This is a genomic window from Lentzea sp. (assembly GCF_035525475.1).
GTDB lineage: Bacteria > Actinomycetota > Actinomycetes > Mycobacteriales > Pseudonocardiaceae > Lentzea.
Genome location: NZ_DATLEC010000146.1, coordinates 1 through 5,966 on the forward strand (window position 1 = coordinate 1; position 5,966 = coordinate 5,966).

5 protein-coding genes are annotated in these 5,966 nt (G+C 67.8%); 2 read left to right on the forward strand and 3 right to left on the reverse strand.

Features of this window, described 5'->3' with window-relative positions; all coding sequences use genetic code 11:
* Nucleotides 1–732, forward strand: a 732-nt coding sequence (locus tag VM306_RS24070) for a hypothetical protein (protein WP_325518863.1), incomplete at its 5' end; no start/stop codon positions are given.
* A gap of 574 nt (nucleotides 733–1,306) precedes the next feature.
* Here the strand turns inward: VM306_RS24070 and VM306_RS24075 are convergent.
* Both VM306_RS24075 and VM306_RS24080 read right to left on the reverse strand, forming a co-directional pair.
* On the reverse strand, nucleotides 1,307–1,666 hold the full coding sequence (locus VM306_RS24075) for a hypothetical protein (RefSeq protein WP_325518865.1): 360 nt from the start codon (nucleotides 1,664–1,666) through the stop codon (nucleotides 1,307–1,309).
* A gap of 719 nt (nucleotides 1,667–2,385) precedes the next feature.
* Entirely contained in the window at nucleotides 2,386–2,868 is a 483-nt protein-coding gene (locus tag VM306_RS24080; RefSeq protein WP_325518867.1) for a MarR family winged helix-turn-helix transcriptional regulator, read from the reverse strand.
* 64 nt (nucleotides 2,869–2,932) lie between these two features.
* Here VM306_RS24080 and VM306_RS24085 point away from each other — a divergent pair, with 64 nt between their 5' ends.
* Nucleotides 2,933–4,384, forward strand: coding sequence for an LLM class flavin-dependent oxidoreductase (locus VM306_RS24085; protein ID WP_325518869.1), 1,452 nt, complete (start codon nucleotides 2,933–2,935; stop codon nucleotides 4,382–4,384).
* Nucleotides 4,385–4,427: 43 nt separating this feature from the next.
* Here the strand turns inward: VM306_RS24085 and VM306_RS24090 are convergent.
* On the reverse strand, nucleotides 4,428–5,966 hold a 1,539-nt coding region (locus tag VM306_RS24090; RefSeq protein ID WP_325518871.1), incomplete at its 5' end, for a peptidase M6.

Sequence of the window (5,966 nt, forward strand, 5' to 3'; positions counted from 1 at the left end):
ACGCCGGAGGAGTTCGAGACCTTCGTGCGTGGTGAAGGCGTTCACCTGCCCTTGTACCCGGGGTGGCGGTGGACTCTGCTGCGCGGGTTGCGCGGAGAGCGGACCGGGCAGTACCTGATGTTGTACGAGATCGAGAGCGCCGAGCAACGCGACCGCTACGTCACAGCCCGGGGTGAGCAGACCGAGCTGGCCCGGCTGTTCTGGGCGCGGCGCCCCGAGGCGGAGGCTGTGCTGGCGCGATGGCGGCGGCTGGGCACGTTCGGTGAGCTGCCTACGTTGTTCACCGACTACCGGTTGCTGGCCGACAATCCGCGGAGCACGGTCACGCCCGGCCCCCGCTACCGCGACCGCCCGGGGGAGGAGCCCGTCGCCAGGGTCGTCGGGATCCACAACCTGGCGTTGCGCGCCGGCGTGACCGAGGAGATGTTCGACCGCTTCATCGCCGAGAACCACCACCGGATCGACGACTACCCGGACTGGCGGTTCCACGTGCTCAAGGGCGAGCGGGGCAACCGCCTCGACCAGTACGTGATGATGATGGAGATCGCGAGCCTGGACGCGCTGGACGTCTTCTACCCCGAGCCCGACATCGCCACCGGCGAGGCCGCGGAGTTCGCGGCCGCCCACCGCGACACCAAGCAGATGTACGAGGAGTGGAAGCAGCTGGCCTCGTTCTCGGGCTCGCCGCAGATCTACACGGACTACCTCGCCGTCGCGGAGAACCCGGCGTAGCCCCGCACGACCGGGACGGGCCCGGGATCAGGGGGTGGGTGCGGAACCAGTCGCGCAGGGCGGTGGTGATTCCGGCGCGGGCGTCCCGGTAGGTGGGGTCGGTCGGTCCGGCGTCGCACCTCCACCCGGCCGCTCATCGCCCACCACGCGGCTCGTCCGCGACGAAGCTGCTTCTCAAGCACCAACCTGCCGGTCAGGCGCTTGGACGGATTGGTGAGCAGGTCTGCATTGTGCCTTGCCGGGGCACATCGTTCCACCCGCACGAGAACGGCTCTTGGGCAGCGCGAAGCTGCTCAAGAGCCTTTCTCGTGCGCCCTGCCAGGACCCGCCGTCCACGACTGTCTGCGCCACATGCGTGCCGAAGTCCCGGCGCCATGTCTTGGAACATCGACCTGGCAACAGCTTCGGTCAGGCGACCGGAAGAAATGCTCGGAAGCATCTCAGAATCGGCAGAGCGGGCTACACGTTCTGGAACACCATCCGCAATTCACTTCCGAGACCAGTTGAACTGCGCGACCGGCCGCTCCACTGGCTGGAAATCTCAGCCGACCGCTGAGGAGTGGTTTTCAGATTCTCAGGACAAGTACTGACGGAGGACGAATCCGTAGCCGAGCAGGTTTCCGTTCCGGTAACCCGCTCCGAAGACCCAGACGTTGTCACGGTAGTCGTCGACCCGGAAGCGATCCCCCCAGGTCATCGTTGCCACGACAGAACCACTGCCGTTCGGCTGACTGCGGATGCTGACGCTGTCACCCCAGACGTCGTGCACCGCGAAGGCAACAACGTCACCTGAGGGCGGAGAGGGCGCGGCCTGGGCGGTCGTGGCCACGCCGAGGAACGACGCAGCAATCACCAACATCGTACCCGTGATGCCGCCAATCAACTTGCGCATGATCACCGTTTCTTGGATGAGAATGACTGTCGTCCGCAGCATCATTACACCAGATCGCCTGCGATCATGCAGCGACCAAACGGGGGTTGGCGGCGACTACCGCAATTCACCGAATACCGCATCGACTACCTGCGGTTATCCAGATTGCAAGGAATTGATTCACCATCGGCTCGAATGGTGGCCGACTTGACGCGGAAGGACCGGCCTGCGGATCGGTCAGGGCTATCCGGACACCTCTCCTCGCCCCCGACGGCGGCGCACCACCTTCGTCAGCACCTTGCCGAGTGGCAGGAACCCGTGGCGCTGGGAGTCGACGCCGTCCTCGAGGTTGTCCCCCCGGCACGACCACCGACTCCGGAGGCACCACGTCGTCGCCCACGACGCCCGGCATCGCCGCGACGCGCTTGATCACCCAATACGGTCCTCCTCTCCCGAACGAGACGAAATGCGAGTTGGAACAGCGCTACGAGTACTTCGCCATCACCACCGACACCTTTCCGAAGGTGGAGGATCCGCGGCTGGTGTGCCGGTGGTGGTGGACGGCAACGGGGAACCGCTCGACGAGGCGTTCACGAGCGAACTCGTACGGGAGCCGAGCACCGCACTGATCGAGGTGCTCAGGACGTGGAAGAGCCCTCCAGGCGACGATCTGGACGAGCAGTACATCGCGGCTCCGACTGGATGGACACCAGCCTTTGCGAGCAGCGGCACGCCGATCAAGGCTGATCAAAAGCCAGGGCGCGGCGCACAGACGGACGAGGCTAGGACGTGCTTGCGGCGATGTCCCGCACGACCGCGCAAGCGCTCGGTACCGGGTCCAGTTCGTTCACGTGCCCGGCCAACCGACAGAGCAACGCCTTGAAGGTCGCGCGGTCGTCAGCGGACAGGCCGGACAGGACGTGGGCCTCGGCGTGCGACAGCCGACGATCGAGCTCCTCCAACCGCGAGCGGCCCTCGTCGGTCGCCACCACCAGCCGGGTGCGGCGGTCGGTGGGCGCGGGACGCCGGACCACCAGCGAGGCGCGTTCCAGGTCGTCCAGCAGGTACGTCATCACCGTGCGGTCGATGCCCAGCTGCTGGCACAGGGCGGACTGGCTTTCCGGCTGGTCGCGCACCGAAGCGGTGAGGATCTGATAGCCCCGGTGGCCGCCGGGAAGATCGCCGACGGCCGCGTTGGTCGCCTTGACGAAGGCGCGGAAGACCACGCCGAGGGTCCAGCCGAAGTCGTCCTCAAGCGCGGTCACCCAACCAATGATAGCCCGGACAGAACGTCTGTTGGGCAGAACATCTGCGTGGCATACTTTCGGCATGACAGATTACGGCCACCCGCTGGAGTTCGGGGTGTTCCTGGCGCCCACCGCGGAACGGTTCGGCGAGACGCTGCGGCTTGCTCAGGCCGCTGACGTGCTGGGACTGGAGTTCGTGAGCATCCAGGACCACCCGTACAACGCGACGCACCTCGACACGTGGACGTCGTTGGCGGTCATCGCTACCAGCACGACCAACGTCCGTGTGTTTCCCAACGTGGCCAACCTGCCGTTGCGACCGCCTGCCGTTCTTGCGCGCGCTGTGGCGAGTCTCGACGTCATCACGGGTGGTCGGGTCGAGCTGGGGCTGGGGGCCGGGGCGTTCTGGGACGCCATCGCGGCCATGGGTGGGCCCAGCAGGACGCCTGCCGAGTCGGTGCGAGCGCTGGAAGAGGCCATCGCCGTCATCCGGGCGTTGTGGACCCCGGGGAGGACGACGCGCATCCAGGGCGAGCACTACTCGCTCAGCGGTGCCAGGCCGGGGCCGTTTCCGGCGCATGACGTCGGGATTTGGCTTGGCGCGTACAAGAAGCGGATGCTCCAGCTCACCGGGCGCAGTGCCGACGGGTGGTTGCCCTCCAGCCCGTACGCGCCGCCTGAGCAGCTCGCGACGATGAACGCGATCATCGACGACGCGGCCCACGAGGCGGGGCGGTCGCCTGCGGACGTCAGGAGGCTCTACAACATCTCGCCCGGCTTCACGGCTGAGCAGCTGGCCGGGCTGGCTCTCGAAGAGGGCATCAGCGGGTTCATCCTCATGGTCGAGGCCGAGGACGAGTTGCGGGCGTTCGCGGAGGAGGTCGCGCCGGCCGTGCGGGAGCTGGTGCGGAAGGAGCGCGATGTCGTCCCAAAAGCGCTGGGCGTGACGCCCACGCCTGACGACGGGAAGCGGCTTTCGCCCACCAGGCTGTGGGACGAGAAGAAGCGGCCGCGGGGCCCGAAACCGCGGGAGGACGCCGTCTACACCGCGTCCGGACGGGCGCACGGCCGCCAGCTCATCGGCGTGCACAACCACCTGCGCGAGGAGCTGACGAAGATCCGCGGCGTGGTGAGGCAGGTCGCGGACGGCATCCTCGACATCGGGGACGCGCGGGACGAGATCAACGCGATGACCATGCGCCAGAACAACTGGACGATGGGCGCGTACTGCGAGACCTACTGCCGGCTCGTCACGATCCACCACACGCTGGAGGACCGGAGCCTCTACCCGCAGCTCAGAGAAGGGGACGCACGGCTCGGACCGGTGCTGGACCGGCTCACCGAGGAGCACCAGGTGATCCACGAGGTGCTCGAACGGCTGGACGCCGCCCTCGTCAGCACGGTCGCCGAACCGAAGAGGATCACGGAGGTGTCGGAGGCCGTCGACCTGCTCACGGACACGTTGCTGTCGCATCTGTCCTATGAGGAGCGTGAGCTCGTGGAACCGATGGCCCGGATCCCCTACCGCTACTGAGCGGTGCTCCGGACCGGCGCGTGCCGGTCCGGAGCCGCGACCACTAGCGGCCGGTCACCGTGCAGGTGGCGGTCGCGGTCTTCGACGGATCGCTTTCCGACACGGCCTTCACGGTCACCTTCGACATGATCGGCCCACTGCCCCGCTGGGCGTGCACCGGAACGTCGACGCGGCCACCGAACTTGGCCGTGGCCAACGCGTTCGGCACCGAGACGGTCCAGCCGTTCGACGCCGTCGCCGTCACGCGGTAGACGTCGCCGTCGAGGTACTGGTCGACGGGTTCCGGGTGCTGACCGGCGGGCGGCGCCGTGCGGCCGGTGTTGGTCAGCGGGAAGCGGCACGTCGCCACTCCGTCGGTGCCGGCACGAGCAGCGGTGGGTGTGACCCGCACGCCGCGCTGCTGCGGTCCGGCGCCGTCCAGGGAGCGGATCGCGACCGTGTACGACAGGACGCCGCGCGAGTCGCGTTTCAGGTCCAGCACGTAGAAGTGCAGGCGGTTGGCCTGGTCGACGAACTCGTACTCGCTGCCGGAGCCCGTGCCCGCGTGGAACAGGGCGTCGGACAGCTGGCGGTAGTCGCCGATCGTGATCGGGACCCTGGTGCCGTCGGGCAGGACGTAGTCGGTCATGCCGATGTCCTGCGGGTTGGCGTCGATGACCCACGTGAACGGTGCGGCGTCGGCGTTCTTGGTCTTCGCCAGCAGCACGCCCGAGTCCGGGGTGAACGAGTCGGCGCCCATGCGGTCGACGACTTCCAGCGTGTAGTTGTCGTAGCCGCCGCCGTCGCAGAACGGGTCGGTGGACACGGTGCAGGACGGCGTCTTGTCGCCCGTGCCCAGTGCGAGGTTGATGCCGGTCAGGCCGGACGTGCCGGGGTTGACCTCGCGGGCGGTGATCTTCGCGATGACCGTGCCGGACCCGGCCAGTGCCTCGCGCGAGAGCCTCAGCACGTTCTGCTCGTCGACGATGCCGAGCTTGATCCTGTTGCGGAACGTCTGCTCCGCGCCGAGCGACCCCCCGCCGGTCGCCGGGATCGTCCACCGCGAGTGCGGGCCGCCGGGGCCGTTGAACGAGCCGCGCGACAGCATGTCCCACGGGCCGCTGTAATCGCGGCGCGGCGGGGTGCCGTACGGGTTGTTGTAGTTGTCGCCGATGCCGAGGATGTGGCTCAGCTCGTGCGCGTAGACGCCCTGGCCCGAACTCTCCGCCTGCGTGGACGAGCCACCGCCGGCGTTGGGCCAGATGCTGGAGCCGGCGGCCCACGAAGTCCAATCGACGTAACGGGTGCGCGACCAGTTCGGCAGCGCGGGGTCCGGCGGGCCGAAGGCGTCGGTGACGTCCTCCTTGGTCCTGAACTTCATCATCCCGAACTCCTGCCAGGTACCGGACTCGTCCTGGCCTGCGGACAGGTAGTAGATGAAGTCGTAGCCGGCAGGCACTTCCGCGCCGACGTCCGCGACCCACGCGGCACGGCCGTCAGTACGGATGTTGCGATTGCACGAGTCGCCGGCGGGGCAGCCGGTGCCGCCCTGGAACTCCATGGCGTACTCGTGGTCCTTGCCCGGCATCGTGTACGGGCCGAA

Coding starts and splice junctions, on each gene's coding strand:
- VM306_RS24075 (WP_325518865.1), bottom strand. CDS start 1,666: ATGCTGCGGACGACAGTCATTCTCATCCAAGAAACGGTGATCATGCGC.
- VM306_RS24085 (WP_325518869.1), top strand. CDS start 2,933: ATGACAGATTACGGCCACCCGCTGGAGTTCGGGGTGTTCCTGGCGCCC.